At 39.9% G+C, this 21567-nt stretch carries 20 protein-coding genes; 10 read left to right on the forward strand and 10 right to left on the reverse strand.

Annotated elements, in window-relative coordinates:
• Positions 1 to 16 precede the first annotated feature (16 nt).
• The 4 genes from folK to mazG form a co-directional block, all read right to left on the reverse strand.
• A complete protein-coding gene (gene folK, locus CDG56_RS09255) occupies positions 17 to 505 on the reverse strand; it encodes a 2-amino-4-hydroxy-6-hydroxymethyldihydropteridine diphosphokinase (protein WP_005164362.1) in 489 nt (162 codons plus the stop codon).
• Positions 502 to 1956 carry a polynucleotide adenylyltransferase PcnB gene (gene pcnB, locus CDG56_RS09260; protein WP_087547690.1) on the reverse strand — a complete coding sequence of 485 codons (1455 nt, stop codon included), beginning with the start codon at positions 1954 to 1956 and terminating at the stop codon, positions 502 to 504. Before pcnB ends, folK begins: the two co-directional genes overlap by 4 nt.
• Before the next feature lie 139 nt (positions 1957 to 2095).
• Positions 2096 to 2524 (reverse strand): ComEA family DNA-binding protein, encoded by a 429-nt coding sequence (locus CDG56_RS09265; RefSeq protein ID WP_087547691.1) that lies wholly within the window; start codon positions 2522 to 2524, stop codon positions 2096 to 2098.
• Positions 2493 to 3299: a nucleoside triphosphate pyrophosphohydrolase gene (mazG, locus tag CDG56_RS09270; protein WP_087547692.1), complete on the reverse strand. Its 807-nt coding sequence runs from the start codon at positions 3297 to 3299 to the stop codon at positions 2493 to 2495. The genes CDG56_RS09265 and mazG overlap by 32 nt, the downstream gene beginning before the upstream one ends.
• A 93-nt stretch (positions 3300 to 3392) precedes the next feature.
• Between mazG and CDG56_RS09275 the strand changes: the two genes are divergently transcribed.
• The 5 genes from CDG56_RS09275 to CDG56_RS09295 all read left to right on the forward strand — a co-directional run bounded on the left by CDG56_RS09275 (position 3393) and on the right by CDG56_RS09295 (position 7868).
• The gene (locus CDG56_RS09275; protein ID WP_087547693.1) at positions 3393 to 4166 is read left to right on the forward strand and encodes an SDR family oxidoreductase; all 774 of its coding nucleotides are present in this window, start codon (positions 3393 to 3395) and stop codon (positions 4164 to 4166) included.
• Between the two features lie 199 nt (positions 4167 to 4365).
• Positions 4366 to 5736 carry a COG3014 family protein gene (locus tag CDG56_RS09280; protein ID WP_087547694.1) on the forward strand — a complete coding sequence of 457 codons (1371 nt, stop codon included), beginning with the start codon at positions 4366 to 4368 and terminating at the stop codon, positions 5734 to 5736.
• Between the two features lie 18 nt (positions 5737 to 5754).
• A complete protein-coding gene (locus CDG56_RS09285) occupies positions 5755 to 6162 on the forward strand; it encodes a DUF1425 domain-containing protein (protein WP_087547695.1) in 408 nt (135 codons plus the stop codon).
• A 28-nt stretch (positions 6163 to 6190) separates the two neighbouring features.
• Positions 6191 to 6793 (forward strand): penicillin-binding protein activator LpoB, encoded by a 603-nt coding sequence (gene lpoB, locus CDG56_RS09290; protein ID WP_005164332.1) that lies wholly within the window; start codon positions 6191 to 6193, stop codon positions 6791 to 6793.
• A gap of 73 nt (positions 6794 to 6866) precedes the next feature.
• The gene (locus tag CDG56_RS09295) at positions 6867 to 7868 is read left to right on the forward strand and encodes a CsgG/HfaB family protein (RefSeq protein ID WP_171295137.1); all 1002 of its coding nucleotides are present in this window, start codon (positions 6867 to 6869) and stop codon (positions 7866 to 7868) included.
• Positions 7869 to 7969: 101 nt separating this feature from the next.
• Here CDG56_RS09295 and CDG56_RS09300 read toward each other — a convergent pair whose 3' ends face one another.
• The 4 genes from CDG56_RS09300 to cysM form a co-directional block, all read right to left on the reverse strand.
• Complete coding sequence (locus tag CDG56_RS09300; RefSeq protein WP_087547697.1) at positions 7970 to 10276, reverse strand: RelA/SpoT family protein; 2307 nt, start codon at positions 10274 to 10276, stop codon at positions 7970 to 7972.
• Positions 10277 to 10307: 31 nt separating this feature from the next.
• Positions 10308 to 11717: a 23S rRNA (uracil(1939)-C(5))-methyltransferase RlmD gene (gene rlmD, locus CDG56_RS09305; RefSeq protein ID WP_087547698.1), complete on the reverse strand. Its 1410-nt coding sequence runs from the start codon at positions 11715 to 11717 to the stop codon at positions 10308 to 10310.
• Positions 11718 to 11726: 9 nt separating this feature from the next.
• Positions 11727 to 12548, reverse strand: a complete 822-nt coding sequence (locus CDG56_RS09310) for a 3'-5' exonuclease (RefSeq protein ID WP_087547699.1) — start codon at positions 12546 to 12548, stop codon at positions 11727 to 11729.
• 89 nt (positions 12549 to 12637) lie between these two features.
• Entirely contained in the window at positions 12638 to 13561 is a 924-nt protein-coding gene (gene cysM / locus CDG56_RS09315) for a cysteine synthase CysM (protein ID WP_087547700.1), read from the reverse strand.
• Between the two features lie 149 nt (positions 13562 to 13710).
• Here cysM and CDG56_RS09320 point away from each other — a divergent pair, with 149 nt between their 5' ends.
• The 5 genes from CDG56_RS09320 to rsfS all read left to right on the forward strand — a co-directional run bounded on the left by CDG56_RS09320 (position 13711) and on the right by rsfS (position 19569).
• Positions 13711 to 16521, forward strand: coding sequence for an ATP-binding protein (locus tag CDG56_RS09320; RefSeq protein ID WP_087547701.1), 2811 nt, complete (start codon positions 13711 to 13713; stop codon positions 16519 to 16521).
• A gap of 76 nt (positions 16522 to 16597) precedes the next feature.
• Positions 16598 to 17386: a crotonase/enoyl-CoA hydratase family protein gene (locus CDG56_RS09325; RefSeq protein WP_005164310.1), complete on the forward strand. Its 789-nt coding sequence runs from the start codon at positions 16598 to 16600 to the stop codon at positions 17384 to 17386.
• Between the two features lie 18 nt (positions 17387 to 17404).
• Entirely contained in the window at positions 17405 to 18271 is an 867-nt protein-coding gene (locus CDG56_RS09330; protein WP_087547702.1) for an NAD(P)-dependent oxidoreductase, read from the forward strand.
• 23 nt (positions 18272 to 18294) lie between these two features.
• Entirely contained in the window at positions 18295 to 19089 is a 795-nt protein-coding gene (locus tag CDG56_RS09335) for a hydroxypyruvate isomerase family protein (protein ID WP_087547703.1), read from the forward strand.
• Between the two features lie 81 nt (positions 19090 to 19170).
• Positions 19171 to 19569: a ribosome silencing factor gene (gene rsfS / locus CDG56_RS09340; RefSeq protein WP_087547704.1), complete on the forward strand. Its 399-nt coding sequence runs from the start codon at positions 19171 to 19173 to the stop codon at positions 19567 to 19569.
• A gap of 40 nt (positions 19570 to 19609) precedes the next feature.
• Here rsfS and CDG56_RS09345 read toward each other — a convergent pair whose 3' ends face one another.
• Both CDG56_RS09345 and CDG56_RS09350 read right to left on the reverse strand, forming a co-directional pair.
• Positions 19610 to 20224, reverse strand: coding sequence for a hypothetical protein (locus CDG56_RS09345; protein WP_087547705.1), 615 nt, complete (start codon positions 20222 to 20224; stop codon positions 19610 to 19612).
• A gap of 12 nt (positions 20225 to 20236) precedes the next feature.
• Entirely contained in the window at positions 20237 to 21559 is a 1323-nt protein-coding gene (locus CDG56_RS09350; RefSeq protein WP_087547706.1) for an ammonium transporter, read from the reverse strand.
• Positions 21560 to 21567: the final 8 nt, after the last annotated feature.

The following is a 21567-nucleotide window of genomic DNA, read 5'->3' on the forward strand; positions in this document are numbered from 1 at the left end:
CCAGAACGAAACAATCTTAAGCAGTTGCCCAAGATTGATCTGCGATTACAGTTAAGTTTGCTTGCTGCACTAGTTCTAAATCTTTTAATGAGTGCCCATTTAACTGTAAATGAGCATCTAAATCTAATAAGGGAAGGATCACAAAATCACGCTCTAAAATACCAATATGTGGTACGGTCAAACGTTCATTTTGAATCTGCTCTTGACCATAAATCAATAGATCCAAATCAAGCGTGCGCTCTCCCCATCGCCTTAAACGAATACGACCTGCTTCTTGCTCAAATTGTTGTAATTGGTCTAATAAGGCAAGTGCTTCAAGTGTCGTGTCCAATTGAACAACGGCATTTAGATAATTTGGCTGGTCCTGAGGACCCATCGGCGGACTTTGATAAAGCCTTGAAACTTTTACCGAACCTAAACTAGCCAACTTCACAACAGCTTCGCTAAGAATCTGTTGTGAATCGCCTAAGTTACTGCCTAAACCGATATAGGTACGAATAGTCATTGCGTCGGTCCAAAAACCACTTGGCTGAGATCACGTTGTACACGCTTACGCTTAAGGATCGGATGATCTGCATTGATTTGTCCTGAAACGGCAGTCGCTTTTTCAATGAAACGGCTAGATGATTCATCTGCTCTAACACGTTCTTTCTTGGCACGGCGGCTTCTAGGCTCAGGGGCATTGACCAAAGGCTCAATCTCAGTGGTCTTTGGCTCATCAACTTCAACTGTCTTACGGCGTGTTTTACTACGTTGACGGTTGTATTGACGAATTGCGACTTCTTTTTGATCGATTGACATTTCTTGGTAAGCTTCCCACCAAATACCCATGCCTTCAGTACTGCTATCACCTGATTTCTCACGTAACAACAAGAAGTCAAAGCCTGCACGGAAACGTGCATGTCCAGCTAAAGCTTCAATTTGCTGTGGTTTTGGATTGAGCAAACGGGTTTGCATTTCCCATACTTCACGAATAAAAGTTTCAGCAAAACGAGGAATAATGGTACGTGTGGCTTGACGTTTCAATACATCTAAACCAGCTTGGGCACGCGCTTCAGCAGGAACAACACCTTTATTTAAATAAAAATCACAACGCTCTAAGAAAGGCTTCCACAACAATACTGCATAAAAAAATGCGGGATTAATGGTCTTACCAATTTGAATTCGTTGATCAGTATTTTTAGCTGCACGTTCAATGAAAGCTGTTAGATTTGGAGGAATTTCAGCAAATAATTGCTTCCAAACACCAAACTCAATCAGCATCGGCAAAACGCGTGCAAGATGTCCCATCGTAAATAATTTTTGAGACTCATCGTATAATCGATGAGGTGAAACGTCACGCAACAACTGCGTCATCTCAACATCAAAAACATCAATAATCGATTGATCAATTTGGAAGTTAAGTTTCGCAGCAAAACGTAAAGCACGTAACATCCGAACGGGATCTTCTTCAAATCGCTGTGCAGGCTCACCTAGAAAACGCAAAGTACGCGTTTTAATATCATCAACTGCATGACAAAAATCTAGCACGATCGCTTGGCGCGGTTGATAATACAAAGTATTAATTGAGAAATCTCGACGTGCAAAATCCTGCTCAATGGTTCCCCAATTATTATCTCGCAGGATCATACCAGAAGCACTGGTGACTGCTTTTTTGGGAGGAGCGCGGAAAGTTGCGACTTCAATCAGTTCGCGACCAGAATAAACATGTGCTAATTCGAAACGTCGACCAATAATTCGGCAACGTCGACCAAAAACTTCTTTCACTTGTGCTGGTGTTGCATTGGTGACAGCATCAAAATCCTTAGGATTAAGACCTAACATCATATCGCGAACACCGCCGCCCACAATATATGCCTCATAGCCCGCTTTCGTTAGGCTATCGATTACATCTAATATTGAAGAAGGGAGTTGGGCTGTGGACAAACCACATTTTGACGCACGCAAAGTTTGCAAAAGACACTGTCTCCTACGTCAGGACGTAAATAACAATTTGTCGCTAATCATAGCTCTAACACACTCAAAGGGCAATTTATTCTGTTGAAGTTTCAACAGATCAGTATGTTTTAATTGCAATATCATCTTTATTTTTATCCTATAATGCTAAGCGTGCTTTATTTTTTTCAAGTAATTTTGGACCAATTCCTTTGACATTGACCAACTCATCTACCGTTTTAAAACCACCATTCTTTTGGCGATATTCAACAATTGCCTGAGCCTTTTTTTCACCAACGCCATTTAAAGTCTGTAACTGCTGTAAATTTGCTTGGTTCAAACTAATCTTATCGCCCTGAATATTGGTAGAGGATGAAACTTGCTGGGAGCTTTTCTGTGGCGTAGGTCTTGATAAATAATAATTATTGTTAGGCTGCTTCGCTAATTGCTGATCACGTGCTTGTTGTTGAGCTTTCCATTTTTCATAGGATTGATCAAATGGCTGTGCACTCGCACAAACAAAGCAGCTTAAAAATATAAAAATAAACAGAATAAAGTTATATTTGCTGCGTGGTTGCGGCAAATTCATTGGATTTCCCCTGAAGTTTTAAGTGTCGTTTTGCTTGCTCCCAGAGTTCATCCATTTCTGCCAAACTCATTTCTTGCAAGTCTTTATTTTGTCTTTGTGCTTGTTGTTCAATATATGCAAATCGGCTTCTAAATTTATGAATCGTTGCCAATAATGCAGTCTCACTCGACACGCCAATTTTACGTCCTATGTTAATTAAAGAAAATAGGCAATCTCCAAATTCTTCTTGTATTTCATCAGTTTTTTGAGTTTTTATTGCCTGTTGTAATTCCTCTAATTCCTCATTTAACTTTCCATAAGCATCTTCAACTGTTTCAAAATCAAAACCTAGCTGCGCTGCTTTTTTTTGAATCTCATGTGCCTGTACCAATGCTGGCGCATGTTTCACGTCATCTAGTCGAGATTGAGCCTTACCTTGTTTTTCTTGTTGCTTAATTTGTTTCCATAGTTCACTAACTTGTTCTGGATCTAAATTTTGATATTTTTCAGCTTGAAATACATGTGGATGACGACGAATTAATTTTTCACTAATTGCATCTACCACATCATGAAAGTTAAATGCGCCTTGTTCACTATACATCTGAGATTGGAACACGACCTGCAATAACAAATCGCCTAACTCATTACGAATTTCATTTAGATCGCCCTCTCGAATCGCAGCTTCCACCTCATAAGCTTCTTCGATCGCATAACGCGTCAAACTATTTGGTGTTTGTTGTTGATCCCATGGACACTTTTGTCTTAATTCGTGCATGATTTCTAATAACTTTTCCATGAATTCCTCCAAATACACCAAATTGTTGCAGCTTGAACCTGCTTATGCGTAATATACGCCGATTAAAGAAATATGATAAAGCAAGGAAAAGCAATGCAACATAGCGTATTTATTAGCGGGGCAGCACAAGGAATTGGTGCTGAGATTGCACGCATCTTTCATCGTCATGGTTACAAAGTCGGTATTTATGATATTAATGATGAGCAAGCGCTTCGTTTAGCCAACGAACTTGGTGAAAATGCTAAAGCGGGTTATTTAGATGTCAGTAACTTTCGTCAGTGGAAAATAGCACTACAAGATTTTAAAAATTGGGCAGGCGAACTGAATATTTTAATTAACAACGCTGGAATCTTATACTCTGGCGCATTTGAAGAGACATCAATTCAATCCCATCACAATACCATCGACATTAATGTCAAAGGGGTTTTAAATGGCTGTCATGCTGCATTAAACCATCTACAGAAATCCAGTTTTGCCCGAGTGATTAATCTCTCCTCAGCCTCGGCAATATATGGTCAGGCTGATTTAGCCTCCTACTCCGCCAGTAAGTTTGCGGTTCGTGGTTTAACCGAGGCACTGGATGTAGAATGGCAAAAATATAATATCCGTGTACTCGATGTAATGCCTTTATTTGTACAAACCAATATGGTGAAGAATATGGATGCGGGCAGTATTCAACATATTGGCGTGGATTTAACTCCTGCCGATGTAGCAAAACAAGTCTTACATTTGGTTCAACAAAAAGATCATGCCCTCATTCCAACCCATACCCCTGTAGGTATCAAAACTAAGCTGATGTATCAACTCTCAAGCATTAGTCCACAGTTTTTAAATCGATTGACCAATATTTTTTTATCAAAAAGATAAATTAAAAGATTCATTCAAATAATATTTGAATGAATCAAAATAAATATTATGTTTCAAAAACTTATACTAATAAAAAAATCTTTTACTTTATAAAATAAAAATATTTATTAAATATCTCCTTAAATCCCTGTTAATTATTTATAACTTTTTGTATATTTGCATAATTTTTGATACATTTTGTATTTTTACAGGGGTTTATATGTCATCTTTATTATTAAAACCAAAGCTTTCACTCTTATTCATCAGTTGCATAAGTTTATCGATTTCTGGTTTAACAACTCAAGCACATGCTGGTTTATTTGATAACTATACGGATACGGCTCAGAATTTTCGTTCATCATTGACTCAACCGATATCGGCACCAACGCAAGAATTATTTGAAAAAAAAGCTAAAAGTAATGATGCAGCATTGTATCTATTAGAAAAGGCGCGTTTAGAACAAGCAAACAAACAATATGAAGCCAGTAAGCAAACTTTTGAAAAAGCATTTGAACTATTAGATGCTCAAAATAATAAAGCAACAATTAGCGCCTCTAAATTAGGTTTTAAGGCACTTTCCCTCGTGAGTAATGATAGTGTAGCACCTTATAAGATTCCTGAATATGAACAGGTATTAGCACATGTTTACCAATCGATAAACTATCTAGCTTTAAATAATACTGAGGGCGCGGCTGTTGAAATGCGTGTAGCGCAACGTATTCAACGCGAAATTGAATTAGCTCATAGCAAAGAAGCAGAAAAAGCAGCAGCTAAAGGTCAAAATGTTAATTCTGCTCCAGCTGAATACGATGAAGCTTTAGCTGGACTAAATACAATTGCGGGTAAAGTAAAAAATACCTATCAAAATGCGTATGCATTTTATATGGCGGCAACATTATGGGAAGCCTTGGGTGAAAAAAATGATGCTTTAGTTGATTATAAAAAAGCATATGAACTACAGCCAAATGATTTTATTAAAAATGATGTAAAACGACTCGATAACGCCGCAAAGAAAGCAAATGGTCAATATCCAGTTGTTATTTTTCTGGAGCAAGGATTAGTTCCTCAAAAAATTTCTTCGACCTTAGCAATTCCAACACTAAATGGATTAGTGAATATCTCATTTGCAAGCTATGACCCTTCAACCTATGTTGCACCAAGTCAGGTTGATATCGCAGTGAATGGGAAAACCGTTGCAAATACAGCATTACTTACTGATATTGGTGCGTTGGCTGTAAAAACACTAAAAGAAAAGATTGCCGCTAATCTCACAACTCAAATTGCACGTTCTACAGCGAAATACGCTGTACAAAAAGAACTGGGCAATCGTTTAGGCGTATTTGGACAACTTGCAGGCAATATCTATAACACTGCCACAGAAAAAGCAGATGTTCGTGCATGGAATACCCTCCCAAGCAATGCACAAGTCACTCGCCTTTTACTCCCTGTTGGTAGTCATACCATCCAACTTAAAAACAACTATGCAAATCAATCGATCAATATTGAAGTGAAAGCTAATCAGACGACCTTCATTCATGGTATCGAAACCAACCAACAAATTGTCGCTGATAGCTTCAGTATCGCTAAATAATAACTTGAGTAAAACATAATGAAACAACGCCTTTTACCCATAATTCTGTGTAGCTTTAGCCTTGGCTTAACTGCATGTACAGCACCAAATGCGATGCGTACACAAACAGACCCAAATACTGGTGCAAGCAATGTCAGAACCATGACAGGTAATCCTATTCTCGCAACCCGTATTGGTGTCAATCGAATCAATATGGTCAGTCTTGGAGATATTAAAAAAGCATCACTCGCCTTAAAAAATGGTTGGTTCTACGAACAATCTTTTGAATACAAAGTTGTTTGGTTTGATACCAATGGAACAGAAATCAATCCAGAAGGTGCAACTTGGAAACCAATCACATTACAAGGGCGTGAAGTAAAAACCGTTCAGTCTGTCGCACCCAATCCAAGTGGTGTTGATGTACTTATTTACATGAAGAAAGACTAATCAACAGCTTATTTATAAGGGGTAAAACATGAAATTCCGTACTTTGGCTTTAGCAACCACAATTGGCAGCATGGCATTGTTCAGTGGCTGTGCCTCCCAGGCTGTATCTTATGGCGATGCACAGGCAACTGAAACCTTAACCAAAGATTTTGGTTCAACCGACCTTCAACAAATCGCAGCCAAGATGGTTGATGACATGCTGGCGTTTCCACCCGTGATTGAAATGACTCAGGCTCGCCGTCCAGTACTGTTTGTTGACCGTATCAAAAACAAGACCCAAGAGCATATTGATACTGAATCCATCACTGACACCATCCAGAACAAACTGATTAATTCTGGAAAATTCCGTTTCGTTGACATGACTTCTGTGGGCGCAATGGCAGACCAGTTAGCTTATCAACAGCAAAGTGGCATGGTAGACAAACGTACAGCAGTGAAAACAGGATCTCAAATTGCCGCTGAATACATGCTGAATGGTAATTTATCCAGCATCGTCAAAAATTCAGGCGGTAAGAGTGATGTGTACTACAAGTTCACTTTCAAATTACAAAACCTGAAAACAGGTATTGTTGAATGGACAGGCGAAAAAGAAATTCGTAAATCGGCTAAACGTGCTACTTTTGGTCTATAAACCATTCACAACAACAATAAACCCGATGCTCAGCACCTGCTGAACATCGGGTCATATAGAATGATAGAAAATGATGAAATCCTTACTTTGTGCAGCCCTGTTCTGCTTAACAACAATTCACTCAGCTAACGCCGCCCTACAAGAAGTCATGAAAGAAGCCACAGGTAGCGGCCCAACCCAACAACAGGCTATTGCAGAAGCCTTGCTGATTGCAGCCCAGTCTGTAAATGGCACCAGTGTCAGCTCACGCACTGACTTAGCGGAAGAAGTGAACATGGTGGTCAGCAACAACCATTGGAGCTACCAAGGAAAAACCTCACCTGTGTTCAGTGTTGAAACACAGGGCACTAATGCGATTAATCGTTTTCAGGTGTTAAGTGTTTCGGGTTCGGGCAAGAACTACCGCGCCAAAGTGCGTGCTTATGTCAGCAAGTTTCAATCAAGTGTAGCGGATCAACACTTACGCCGTATTGCGGTTATGCCATTTCAATATAACTATTCAAAAACTCAAATCACAGATGGCAGTGATGCTGATGACTTTGTGACAGAAGTTGCTGATTTGGTCGGCACTCAACTGGCAAACTCACGTCAGTTAAGTTTGGTGAGTCGTGACTATATTGAGGAAATGGCAAGTGAAAATGCCTTTCTTCGTTGGGATGGTGCACCAGCAGAAATGGCAAGACTTGGGCAAAAAGTGGGTGCTGACTATATTTTAGTTGGACGTATCAATGAAGCAAAAACGACTCAAGGACGTTCATTTTATGGCGCTGTTCCAGCTGGGCAACAAGCAATCCGTCTAAATTGGCGAGTGATTGAAGTGAATACAGGAAAAGTTGCTGCTGCAGGAACTGTAAATCAACAGCAACGCCAATCTCTAGGAGAGCTTATTCATAATTCACAATCTACAACCTCATCAGACTTACTCGCACAACAAATAAGTAATGATGTCTTAAATGGCTTGTCTTTAATGCCGATCAGTTACTCTCGACAAAACTCGACACAAGTAGAGAGTTCAGAACCACTCTCGGATGCTGAACTCACACCAGGTTCGAGTGAAAAACCGATTCGTTGGTGATCGAATAATCTGTGTATATTCAATTTATGATTTTTTGTTGATGCAAAAAAAGAACACTTTAAATTCATTTAAAGTGTTCTTTTTTATAAATATAATGTCAATCAACTACCCTGAACCAAACGTCTTGCACTAATAATGCCTGGTTGCTGCTCTAAACGAGCCAATAAACGAGACAGTTGTGCCAAACCTTTCACTTCAATCAGTAACTTCATATTGGCAATCCCATCTGCCTCAGAAATCGTATTGACCTGACGAATATTGATTTGGTCTGAGAAAATCACTTGCGTGAGGTCTTTAAGTAGACCACGGCGATCATAAGCCTCAACCACGATTTGCACACTCTGACCACGGGTTGGCTGCATTTCCCAATCCGCTTCAACAGCACGTTCAGGCTCTTGAGTCGTCATACGCAAATAATCTGGACAAGCAACCTTATGGATACTGACACCACGATTTAAAGTGATATAACCCCCAATCGACTCACCATGTACAGGTTGACAACACTGTGCAATATGCAATTCCACATTGTCCAAACCATCGATCAAAATCCCGTGTGCTGAGAGCGTATGGCTGGCACGTGGATTTAAGGCAGGCTTTAAGACCAGTTCAGGCTCATCTTGATCCAAGTGCATCTGACGATTCACTTGATTCATCAAAGCATGCAAACTGATATCGCCACTGACTAAAGCAACTAAAATGTCATCGCCTGATTTCAGATTAAAGTGAGATGAATAGTCTTTAAGATCGATACTTTTCGGGTGAATTGCTAAGCGTGCTAACTCTTTATTGAGTAACTCACGCCCCACCTCAACATTCTTACTCCGATCTTGCTGTCTAAACCAATGGCGCAACTTGTCACGCGCACGAGCAGTTTTGATATAACCTAAAGAGTTCACCAACCAATCACGGTTCGGTTCACGATCTTTTTTGGTTAAAATCTCAACCTGTTCACCCGTTTTCAGCGTATAAGTTAATGGCACATAACGTTGATTGACACGTGCTGCATAACACTTATTACCTACCTCAGTATGTACATGGTAAGCAAAATCTAAAACCGTCGAACCTCGTGGCAATTCCTTAATATCACCATCACGACTAAACACATAGATTTTTTCAAAATTTTCAAAATCTTGAATTTGATCTATACCATTTGACTCTTCATCCTCGCCATGGGGTGTGGTTTCGGTACGCTCTTGATAATGTTCCAATACCGCACGTAAAGAATGTAGACGATGATTAAATGAATGATCAGTATTTTTTGCACCTTCTTTATAATTAAAATGCGAACAAACGCCCAGTTCGGCTTCGTTGTGCATTTCGAAGGTACGAATTTGTACTTCTAAAGATTTATTTTCAGCAATCACTGCCGTGTGTAATGAGCGATAACCATTGGCTTTTGGATTGGTGACATAGTCATCAAATTGGTTCGGGATATGACGCCACAGCTGATGCACAATACCTAAAGCGTGATAACAGTCTGGTACACTTTTGACCAATACACGCACTGCACGAATATCATAAAGCTGATCAAAACTCAGATTTTTACTTTTCATTTTTCGATAAATCGAATAAATGTGCTTCACTCGTCCAGTGATTTCCGCCTGAATATGATGCATACCCAGTTCAGTCTTTAGCTTATCAATCACAAACTGAATATATTGCTCTCGCTCTAAACGTTTTTCATTCAGCAACGATGCAATTTCTTTATAACGCTCAGGCGCCAAATAACGGAAAGCGAGATCTTCTAATTCCCATTTTAGTTGTGCAATACCTAATCGATGTGCAAGTGGTGAATAGATCGTTAAAATCTCACGTGCAACGCGTTCTTGGCGTTCTTTACTTGCAGTGGCTAATTCACGTAAAGCATAAGTACGTTCAGCCAATTTGATCAAAACAACGCGTACATCTTCTGTCACTGAAATCAGCATTTTATAAATGCCGTTTAAATGCTCACGCTGATTGTTATTAAAATGATCTTCTAAACGTTTATTTTTTTCAATCAATTCAGAGAGCTTACCCATCGCAAGCGTGCCTTGTACAAGACCAAGCACCTGTTCGCCGAATTGTTGTTGAATATCCTCTAAAGTAATTAAACCTTCGCGCACACTTCGATACAACACTGCCGCTGACAATGTGTCTTCATCAACATGTAAATGCGCCAAAATATCAGCCATGCCAATACCTGTACTAAAGGTATTGTTACGATGATGAACCGTGGTTTCTAATTCTTTTGCCAAGGTCAGCTCTGCAACTTTTTGAAGTTGCTTTAGCTCCGCCCCATCCAAAATATCACGCACTCGATCTAGCCAAGAGACCAGACCACTTTGCGCTTCAGCGGCATGTTCTACAGTCGTTTCCTCTGACAACTCATGGAGTCGCCCAGGTAACTGCTCACGTACTGTGACCATACCATTCTCCTCTGGATATGTAACTCATTCTCTAATCGTTTATCTCTTGGGTCTTTTCAAATTGCTCAATTTTTTCAAATAAGGCAATTGATTCAACATGCTCAGTATGGGTAAACATGTCCATGACTGCTGCTTTTTTAAGTTGATAACCATATTGTGCCAGTACACCCGCATCCCTTGCCAGCGTTGATGGATTACATGAAACATAAACGATTCTTTTTGCTCCAAAATTAGGTACATATTGCATAACCTCAAATGCACCTGATCGAGGAGGATCAATTAATAATGCATCAAATCCCTGTTTTGCCCAAGAATGATGCGAAAAGTCTTTTGTTAAATCTTGTGAAAAGAACAGTGCCTGAGACAATTGATTTGCTTTCGCATTTTCAGTTGCCCGTTGTACCATCTCATCACTTGCTTCAACACCAACGACCTGACCTGTCTCACCAACACAACGTGCTAAAGGTAAGGAAAAATTACCTAGTCCACAAAATAGGTCGAGCACTCTCTCCCCTTTCTGTAAATCTAGCAATTCACATGCCAAGTGAATCATCTTTGCATTTACACCACTATTCACCTGAGTAAAGTCTAAAGGTGAAAATGCAAATTTAACCGCAAACTCATCCAGACTATAGTGCAAACGCATCGGTGCTTGAGCATCATCAACACGATGTAAACTATCTGCACCTTTAGGTTGTAAATACAACTGCCAATCCTTTAGTAACGCAAATTGACGTAATTGGTTGACATCCGACACATTTAATTCATCCAAGTGGCGAATCAATAAGGCTGTCTCGGTATCACCCATTGCTAATTCTATATGACCAATGTGGGCTTTGCCTGTTAGACTTTCGAGTAGTTTTCTCAACTCTACTAAACTTTCGGACAAACGCTGATCAAGAACATGACACTGCTGAATCGGTGTTAAATGATTACTGTGATGCTCACGAAAGCCCATCACCAAACGATTTTGTTTCGCAATATAGCGAACGCCGATTCGAGCACGACGACGATAATCTATTTTTTCAGAGCGGATTGGATCTAACCATTGCTCTGGTTGTAAACCAGCAAAATGTTGTAAATGTGACTTTAATACATTCTGTTTTAATAAAATCTGTTCATCTGGATGAATATGTTGCAAGCTACAGCCACCACACACCCCAAAATGCGGACAAATCGGATCGACTCGTCCCACAGCCGCATCACTTTCTAGCTTAACCATATCCGCTTCTTCTAAACGAGAAGTTTGATTGCTAATCTTGGCTTGTACTGTTTCACCCACGAGCGCATAACGAATGAAAACCTTCTTGCCATGCTTTTCTTTTGGATGATCAGGATGCGTTCCATAATGCGCAATCCCTCGCCCCTCATGAGAAAAAGCTTCGATTTGAAAGGTATATGTTGGATATTGAGCTGGGCGCTGTTTCGCTTTATGTTTCAAAAGATCAACCTAATTTTTTGGCGCAAACGTATTTGCGGTAAATACAGTATATTGCGATGTTTGTTGCCATACCTGTAAGAATTCTGTTTGTTGCGTTTGAGTTTGTAAATAATCGATCGTGGTTTGAAGCCAATGCTGATGATCATGTTGATTAAGCTGCCCTTTGAGCAACAACCAACGTAAATAGATCAACCATGTATTTAAAACATCACCTTCACAATAACTGGTCAGTTTTAACCATTGTTCAGTACTCACATACTCTGGCACATGATAACCAGTCTCACCACGTTTCCCAGGGAATCCTAAAAGGCAAGCAACATCATCAAGTTTTTGAAAATTTCGACCATTAAACATTGCCATCACATCCATCAAATCGACATGACGATGGTGATAACGGTTTTGATAGTTATTGAAACGCTTTTGGTTATCAATTTCACCCTGATCAAATAAACTTGACGCAGACAAACCATGATACATGGCGCGGAATAAAATCACAGGCAGATCAAATTGCGAGCCATTCCAACTGATTAGTGTCGGTTGCTTCTTATCAAAAATAGATAAAAATTTAGTCAAAATTTCAGCTTCTGTATTTTGCTCCTGACTAAATGAAAAAAGTCGAATCCCTTTTTCATCAATCCACAAACCTGAAATACACACAATTTCATGCAAAGGTAGGCGTTGAAAATCCATACCAGATTCTTGACGGCGAATCTTCGTTAATGCCTGTTCAACATCGGCTTCAGGTAAATCAAGATGATAAAGATGAGCACCCGCCTTTAAATCGGTGAGTGTCTCAATATCAAAAACTAAAATTGGAAAACGTAAATTCATCTTGAAATCTCTTGAAATCCCTCCCAACCCACCTTTTATAAAGGAAGGTGTTCTCCCTCTTTTTAACAGAGAGGGATTAGGGGGAGATTTTAATCTTGAACTGAAAACAGCCCTGTTGATAAATAACGATCACCTCGGTCACAGATAATGCAGACAATCACAGCATCTGGATGTTCTTCAGCAATTTTAATTGATGCCCAAACTGCACCACCAGAAGAAGTACCTGCACTAATACCTTCAGTACGTGCTAACTTACGCATGGTTTTTTCTGCTTCGATTTGTGGAATATCAATAATTCGATCCACACGACGACGATCAAAAATAGTTGGAAGATATTCTTCTGGCCAACGACGAATCCCTGCAATGCTCGAACCATCAGAGGGTTGTAAGCCCACAATTTGAATATCAGGGTTCTGTTCTTTTAAATACTTAGAGACCCCCATAATGGTTCCTGTCGTCCCCATCGAGCTGACAAAGTGGGTAATTTTTCCGCCCGTTTGCTTCCAGATCTCAGGTCCAGTTGTGAGGTAATGCGCCTCTACATTGTCTGGATTACCAAACTGGTTCAGCACAAACCCCTTGCCATCAGCCTGCATTTGTAAAGCTAAATCGCGTGCACCTTCCATACCTTGCTGTTTAGTCACTTCGATTAACTCAGCACCATAAGCCAACATTGCATCTTTACGTTCTTGGCTCATGTTATTCGGCATGATCAACTTCATTTTATAACCACGCATGGCTGCAACCATGGCTAAAGCAATGCCAGTGTTACCGCTAGTGGCTTCAATTAAAGTATCACCAGGTTGAATTTGTCCACGTTTCTCTGCTTGAACAATCATGTTATAAGCAGGACGATCCTTGACTGAACCAGCAGGATTATTACCTTCTAATTTCGCTAATACGTTAGCTTGAGTATGACTTGCTAAACGTTGCAAACGCACTAAAGGGCTTTTACCGACATAATAATCTAGTAAAAATTCATCTGCTAAAAAATCAGTTTGCGTATTCGTCATGATCGACACCGATATTAAGGTGGCGACTATTGTATGAAAAAATAAGAAATACTGCACCTTTTCACTATGCTTTTTATTGGCTAGCCCGTACCTCTGTTTGCCACAAAGCATGCTAAGATGTTGCACAGAATGATAAATCTGACCGCACTATGTCAAATTTCAATAAAATCCTGTCAAAACGCTTACGGCTCAATCATGCTTATGGACAATTGATTGCACTTATTTTAGTGCCGATCGCCGTACTGACAGGTGTTGGAATTTTATGGGTTTTATCTGAAACCACCAGTGCAGCCAAACAACAACAGCACTCCGATGCTTCAGCGATCTTAGCTCGTTATCATCAAACCGCAGAAAAATTACTGCAACTGGTACAACAACACCCCGATCAATATGATCGCGCTCAAAACATTATGCAAAAAATGTTTGATGAGAAAAACTTACAACGCGCTGTCATTATTGATAATCAAGGGCAAACCCATCTCAGTATTGGTTATCAAAATAATCGTTTTTGGCCAACTTTTCCAAATAACAGTAATTTTTTTGGTCCGATTCCACACAACCACAACAGTATTTATGGTGCCAAACTGGATAGCAGCAAGCCCGATTCAGTCTGGTTAATGATTGAACTGGACAATCAGCCACTGGAACTAACCCGTTATAAAATCCTGCTTTCACTGGTAGCGACAGGGCTAATTACCCTGATGATTTTACTATTTTGCCTGAATGTTTTTTCACGGCGCTGGCTGGCGCCACTCTATGAAATTCGTATGCAGATGCAGCGCCTGAATGCCGATACGCTGGATCAGCATATTGTGGTGAACAGTACAGGCGAGTTACGCCTGCTCCAGCGAGACATTTCCAATATGGTGAAACGTCTGCATTTTAGTTTTCTGGAACTGAAAGAACATACAGAACAAACCGAAGAAGACTTACGTCGTACCTTAGACACACTCGAAGTTCAGAACATTACCTATCGTCAAGCACGTGACCAAGCGATTTCATCAAATCAATCTAAATCAGTCTTTTTAGCCAATATCAGCCATGAGCTAAGAACACCTCTCAACAGTATTGATGGCTTTATTCATTTATTGCTTCGTCAGCAGAACCTCAGCAATGAACAAAACCTATACCTACAGACTATTCGTAAATCATCTGCTCACCTATTGGCACTGATTAATGATGTACTTGATTTCTCTAAAATTGACGCAGGTAAATTAGAACTCGAAACTGCACCATTTGATTTGGAAGAAGCTATTTTTGATGTGATGGATATGCTTTCTCCGCTTGCAGCGCAAAAACATATCAATATGGCATTTTACTACGCTGAGAATATTCCACAGCATGTGGTTGGCGATGCCTTACGTTTTAAACAAATTCTGACCAACCTCATTTCCAATGCCATTAAGTTCACTCCAGATGGTGAAATCATTGTTCGTGTACGTATGGAAGATAATGATATTGGACAATGCCTATTACATTTCAGCGTTCAAGATAGTGGTATTGGTCTCAGTGGTACCGACCGTAAAAAATTATTTGAATCATTTTCTCAAGGTGATGCTTCCGTTACTCGTCAATTTGGAGGTACAGGATTAGGCTTAGCGATTTCCAAACAACTTGTTCATTTGATGCATGGTCAAATTGGCTTTGAAGACAACCAAGAACGTGCCCCGACAGAAAAAGGTTCAACTTTTTGGTTTACGGCTTCATTTAAAGTAGATGAACAAGATGAATTTGTTGAGCATCCACATTTCGATCATTTAAAAGTAGTCTCTTACCTTGCCCATCCTGCCACAGCGAGTGTGCTTCGTTCATATTTAGAAAACTACCGTGTCTCACATATCGAAACACAATCAATTTTGGATTTATTTAGTCGTCTGAATCATTTAAATCAGCAAGAAAATACATGGCTCATCGTTGACCATAGTGGTGATACAGAAGCACTACTCAAAGAAATTCGTCAGCGTTACCAAGGAAATTTAGCCGTTTACGGTTATCAAATGAGCCTTGAGCCAAACATGCTGAATGAATATCGTGCGCGGCCGCTCTACCAACCGTTGAGTCGTCGTGAACTAGTTCAGTTATTGGGAAATCAACCTATCTTTGAGCCAGAACCAGAAAACTTTAATGGTCAAGGATTACATATACTTGCTGTAGACGATCATTTACCTAACTTGATTGTATTGGAAGCATTACTTGGTGAATTGAACGTCACCACTACAAAAGCGCTCAGTGGGCAGAAAGCGATTGATATCATTCAAGCACGTATACAACAAAAATTACCGCCATTTGACTTAGTCTTTATGGACATCCAAATGCCAGTGATGTCTGGAATTGATACAACACGAGCAATTCGTTCCTTAGAGTCAACTTTAGATACAGGCATGCAACTTCCGATTATTGCACTCACGGCACATGCTCTAGCAGACGAAAAGCAAAAATTACTCAAAGTGGGTATGAATGATTACGTAACCAAACCGATTCAAATGGAACAAATCATTCAAATCTTAACGCACTGGACGAAAAACAATTTCTCTTCCCAACCAGCAAATACGGAACAAAAACGTTCGATTGAAACGATTGATCCTCAAATTTTGAATTGGCAACAAAGTGTTCAATTAGCAGCGAACAAAGAAGATCTAGCACAAGATCTATTGAATATGTTGGTAGACAGTTTCGATACTGAACTTGCTGAAATGCAACAATTGATTGAAATGGAAGACTTCCCTCAACTGGAACATGTATTGCACCGTCTATATGGTGCTACTCGATACGTAGGAACACCGAATTTGCAACAGGTTTCGGGCGAGTTTGAACAATTCATTTCAACCCTGCGTAAAGAACGACGTAAAGCAGACGACGGCTTTATTCGGGAAACAAATTATCGCTTTAATGAATTAAATACAGCCATTGAACAGGTGCGACAAGCCGCAAATCTCATTTTACACGCTCATGACATTTAATGTGACTGCGGTGTCATGTTTCAGGTTGAAGACTCATGCTATGCTGCCCCAATCAAACACAATAAGAGTATGGTAAATGGCACTTTTACGCGTTGAAAAGAACAATGGGATTGCAACTGTTTCCTTAAATCGACCAGATAAACGCAATGCAATGAGTTTTGCATTATTAAAAGAATTGGTTGCAACAGCTAAAAAAATTGAGAAAGATCGTTCAATTCGTTGTGTCATCCTCACGGGTGAAGCACAGGTATTTAGTGCTGGTATCGACTTATCAGATCTAAATAATCCAAAAAATACAGCATTTGCAGCATGGGAACTGATCAAACCAGGACAAAGCTTATTTCAAAAAGCTTTTTTAATTTGGCAAAATTTGCCTATTCCTGTTATTGCAGCGATCGAAGGTTTTTGCTTTGGTGCGGGAATGCAGCTTGCACTCGCAGCGGATATTCGTATTGCGACTCCCACTACTAAAATGTCGATTATGGAAAGCCGTTGGGGCCTAGTACCTGACATGGGTTTAACCCGCTCATTAAAAGGGCTGATCGGCGTTGATCTAGCCAAAGAACTAACGCTGACTGCGCGTATCTTTGACGCAGAATACGCTAAAGAAATTGGTCTAGTGACACATTTAGATCAAGATCCATTAGCCAAAGCAAACGTGATCGCTCAAGAAATCTTACAGCGCTCGCCAGATGCAATTATGGCAGCAAAACGAGTATTGGATGCAATGGAACATCAACCTGAAAAGGCTTTACGTTTAGAAAAACTGTGGCAGCTTAAATTACTTTTAGGTAAAAACAGTAGCCTTGCACGTAAAAAAGATAAGAATCCAGAAATTCAATTCTTGCCGCGCCAATATAAATAAGCACGAGGATAAATTCACATGCATGCGAATCAACAAACACCTATCGCGTTCTTAGGTATGGGTTTAATGGGTACACGTATGGCCTCTCGACTTCTTCAAGCTGGTTATACTGTAGCGGTATGGAATCGAAGCCAACATGCATGTGAAGCACTTATTCAACAAGGTGCAACTCAGTTAGAATTAAACAAGATTGCGGAATATCCTGTTATTTTAATATGTTTAGCGGATGATCAAGCTGTTCAAAGCGTTTTCGATCAAATCCGACCCTATTTGAAAGCAGAGCAAGTGATTGTTGATTTTTCTAGCTTGTCGGTAACCGCGACACAACAATTGGCACAATCTGCCCAACAGCAACAAGTGACTTGGATTGACTCGCCTGTTTCAGGTGGGACTATCGGGGCAGAACAAGGTACATTGGTCATTTTTGCTGGTGGCGATGAACACACCATCCAAGCACTCGAGCCTATTTATACAGTCTTATCACAACGTGTCACCCGTATGGGTGAAACAGGGACTGGACAAGCCACCAAAATTTGTAATCAATTAATAGTTGCTGCAAATAGCACGTTGATCGCAGAAGCTGTTGCATTAGCGAGCCAAGCAGGCGTAGATACCAGCTTACTTGCCCCTGCTCTCGCGGGCGGTTTTGCAGATTCTAAACCATTTCAAATTTTAGCTCCTCGTATGGCAACACATACTTTCGAGCCTGTGCAATGGAAAGTGCAGACCTTATCCAAAGACCTTAACAATGCATTAAAACTTGCACATAGCTTTAACCTAAATATACCTGTTGCACAAAAAGCTCTACTACAGTTACAAGCCCACCAAGAAAACGGCTTTGCTGATAATGATTTAGCGACTATTATTCAATATATAGAGCAATAATAATTGATTGAAGGAGATTGAATATGAGCCATCTTGCAGTCAATTTGTCGATGATTTTTACGGAAGTCCCTTTGATTGAGCGTTTTGCTTTAGCTCATGCACATGGCTTCCAACATATCGAAATTCAGTTCCCATATGAATTAGAAATTTTTGACATTCAAACTCAGCTTGAACAATACGATCTTTCTCTTTGCCTCATTAATGTGCCTGCTGGCGATTTAATGCAGGGCGGTAATGGTCTAGCAGGTATTCCTGGAAAAGAAATTGAATTCCATCATGCCCTTATGCTTGCAATTCGTTATGCAAAGGCTCTGAATGTTCCTCGAGTCAATATTTTAGCGGGTAAACAGCCTCAAGATGCTGACCTCTTACCCTGTTTAAATACCTTAGCAAGCAATTTGAAACTTGCTTGCCACATGCTCACTGAACAAGGTATTGAACCCATTTTTGAAATGATTAATGGCACAGATATGCCACGTTTTCTAGTTCAGAATATCGCTCAAGCCCAAGAAATGCTGGAAGTCGTCAACCATCCTGCTTTAAAAATGCAGTACGATTGTTACCATATGGCAATGATGGGTGAAGAGATTTTGGCTGGATTACAGGAAAATTTACATCAAATTGGACATATCCAATTTGCCGATTATCCAAATCGACATGAACCTGACACAGGAAATATTCCCTATAAGCAAATTTTTGACTGGTTACGTCAAAGTGACTATCAAGGTTATATTGGTGCAGAATACCGACCAAAAACTCAATCAGATCAATCTTTTGCATGGAAAGAAAAGTACTTTTCCAATGACGTGAATACATAAACTGTTACTGCTGAAATTTGAATTTTATAGAGAAAAACGGTATATTTGACGATGAGCAATTGTCAGGAAAATATACCCTCTATGAATTTAGAACCATCGCCCAGCGCTTCTAATTCTCACGACCTAAAAATCAAAACAGCAAACAAAGATGTACATGCTTGTTTAAAAGTTGTACATGAAGCCCTTACTGATGTAAAAGCCAAAGATATTCTAGAACTTGATGTAAGTTCTATTAGCAATATTGCCGATGCGATTGTAATTGCAAGCGGAACATCTACTCGTCACGTCAAAGCACTTGCTGACAATGTTGCTGATGAAGCACGTAAAGCAGGTTTTCGCCCAATTGGTGTTGAGGGTGAACGAGACGCTGAATGGATCCTAATTGATCTAGGGTTCGTTGTTGTACACGTTATGCTACCTACCGCCCGTAAGTTCTATGACTTAGAAAGTTTGTGGCGTGTACCAGAATCAGTAGCGTAATGCTCAAAAAAGCGACCCAAATTGGTCGCTTTTTTTATATTCATAGTAACTGTTTTAAATCAATTTCAGGATATTGTTGCTTCACTGTATTCTTAATCTGCGCATAGAGCTGATCAGCTTTATTTGGTCCATAAAAATCACAATAAATGGCATAAAAAATTGTAATCAGTTCAGCATAGAGTGTTTGAGGTATTTGATTAAGACAATTTTTTTCTGAACCATCAATAAATCGATAAGCAGCCAATAAGCGATGCTTTTTCATTTTCACCCCCAATTCATCTACGAACTCTAAATAATCATTCCGATGAACTGACTTTAAAATTGTGATAATAAAATCATAAAAAGCTTGAAATAAATCTACAGGCTGCTCTTCTTCCGCAATCACCACATCTAGATCGTCTTTAACCTCAAGATGTTGCTGCTTTTCAACAATCGATATTTCATGCAAGACCTGACGCAACATGTCTTTGCGGACCAACTGCAACTCATGTGTTGTACAAATTTCACTTAAAAAACGGTTTAATACAAAAGAAGGCTGATGACCATATTCACTTTCCCAATAGTGTAAAACACGTTGCAACACGGTATCTGGCAAAAATTGGGATAATCCTTTTGTGACTGCCTGCTTCTTTTGTTCAATTGTCAGTTCCACCATAGCAATCACCCCTTAATGCCGATGAGTGATGTTTTCAGTCTCAAAAGTCACATCTCTTTGAAACTCAGGATAAGATAACTCCGCATGTTCAGTGTAGTCCAAACCACGTTGTTCATGTTGTTGTGAAACTCGCAAACCACCCAAGAGCTTATCGAGTAATTTAAACATAATAAAAGATGCACCAAATCCCCAAATCAATGCAGCCCCCACACCTAAGGCTTGAACAAGAATAATATCTAAATTAAATAGTGCTTTTTCAAAGAAAATACCTGCGGCTAATGTCCCCCATGCACCACAAACACCATGAACAGTCACTGCATCCACGACATCATCTAATTGCATCTTTTCTATAAATTGTGGAACAAAGGTAATTAAAAATCCAGCGATTGCCCCTGTGATAATGGCAAACGGCGATGACATTGTGGCACATCCTGCCGTAATTGCGACTAGGCCCGCTAATGAAGCATTAATCGTATGACGCATCAAGACTGCTTTTGATTGAAGCAGTGCAAAAATCATATAAGTTGAAGCTGCCGCACACGCAGCAAGATGTGTATTCAATGCAATACGCCCAATACTAACACTAGCTGCAACGGTTGAAGCGGCATTAAAACCAAACCAAGCAAACCACAAAATAAAGCCTCCTAATGCAACGAGAGGTAAGTTATGCCCTGCTAAAAAATGGCTTTGCCCTTTGCGACCAAATCGACCTAAACGTGGTCCTAACACGATAATGCCTGCCAGTGCCACCCAACCACCAATTGAATGCACGACTGTTGAACCTGCAAAATCAATGAAACCCAGAGCTTTTAACCAACCATCTCCACCAAACAACCCTCCCCAAGCCCAACTTCCAAATATCGGATAAATCACACCACTGACAAAGATGGCACTCATCACATAGGCAACAAAATGGATACGCTCTGCCATCGCACCACTTGCAATCGTGGTTGCTGTTGCTGCAAACATCATTTGGAAAAATAATAAATTCCAATGCCAGTCATCTAATTGACTCGGCATAAAATATCCCCATCCTATCCAGCCTGTTTGATTTAAACCGAACATCAACCCAAAACCAAATAGCCAAAAAATGATGCCACCTATACAGGTGTCCATATAATTTTTCATAAGAACATTAACCGTATTCTTGCTACGAACAGATCCACTTTCAATCAAAGCAAATCCTGCTTGCATAAAGAAAACTAAAATTCCACCAACAACCACCCACACGCTATCCAAGGAAAGGCGAATTTCTTGAATATTAGGTGCAGTTTCGGCAAAAGTAGCGGAAGAGAGAAACAACAGAAATGGCAAAATCAATACGACATTTTTCATATAATTCC

It is taken from the genome of Acinetobacter sp. WCHA39 (genome assembly GCF_002165385.1).
Taxonomy (GTDB): Bacteria; Pseudomonadota; Gammaproteobacteria; order Pseudomonadales; family Moraxellaceae; genus Acinetobacter.